The organism is Pseudonocardia sp. SID8383 (assembly GCF_009864975.1).
Taxonomy (GTDB): Bacteria; Actinomycetota; Actinomycetes; order Mycobacteriales; family Pseudonocardiaceae; genus Pseudonocardia; species Pseudonocardia alni.
The window spans coordinates 1-944 of sequence record NZ_WWFY01001103.1; the positions used below are offsets into that span (position 1 = coordinate 1).

2 protein-coding genes are annotated in these 944 nt (G+C 77.4%); both read right to left on the reverse strand.

Annotated features, from left to right (window positions below):
* Nucleotides 1–690: DUF3500 domain-containing protein (locus GTW08_RS26500; protein ID WP_346009975.1), on the reverse strand; the 690-nt coding region annotated here is incomplete at its 3' end.
* Between the two features lie 27 nt (nt 691–717).
* Nucleotides 718–944 (reverse strand): response regulator transcription factor (locus GTW08_RS26505; RefSeq protein WP_161152686.1); only part of this gene is annotated, 227 nt, incomplete at its 5' end.

A 944-nucleotide genomic window follows, 5' to 3' on the forward strand; every position in this document is an offset into this window, starting at 1 on the left:
CCGGATCGCCGAGGTCGGCAGCGGCCGGTCGCCCGGCGCGACCAGCGGCCGGTTCGCCGTCACCAGGTCCGGCGGCGCCCCGGCGGAGAGGACCGCGACCCCGGCGAGCTCGGGCGGGAGCCCGCGGACGATCTCCCGGGCCAGGTCCTCGGTCGGGCCGAGCGGGCGCGTGACACCCCCGCCGAGCAGCGGTGTCGTCGCGGGGTTCGCGCCGAGGAAGCACGGCGTGGCCGCGGCCACCCGCCCGTCGACGACGAGTGCGTTCACCGACACGTGGTGCCCGCCGAAGCGCCAGCCCCAGGTGCGCGCGCCCGGGTCACCGAAGATCCGCAGGTGGTAGAGCGCCGGGTCCCGGAACCGCTCCCGGTGCGGCCGGGTGGGCCAGTCCTGCGCCCGGTCCAGGACGTTCTCCAGCCCCATGACCGTCGCCACGGTGGCGTAGCCGGCCTCGGACAGACCGGACGCGACCAGCCGCATCGCGCGCTGCTGCTGGACCGGGGTCTGCGCGTGCAGCGTCAGCCCGCCGTGGTCGGTGGGGGTGTAGAACCAGCGACGACGCTCGGCGTCGGACCGGGAGTCGCCGGACGGGCCGTCGCCGCGGGCGGTCGCGAGCCGGTCGTCGTCCAGGGTGTCCAGCCAGGCCGCGGCCGCGTCCGCCATCGCCGCGGCGACCGTCTCGCTCGTCGTCACACCGGCCACGCTAGTCCGCCGGGCGGGTCAGTCCGCCGCGTCGCGGACGAGCAGCGCGATCTGCACCCGGTTGTCCAGGCCCAGCTCGCGCAGCAGCCGGGACACGTAGGACTTCACCGTCGCCACCGACATGTGCAGCTCGGCGGCGATGTCGGCGTTGGAGCCGCCGCGGGCGACGGCCTCGGCGACGTCGCGCTCGCGGTCGGCGAGCCGGTCGAGCCGGGCCCGGGCGGCGCGCCTGCGGTCGACCGGCC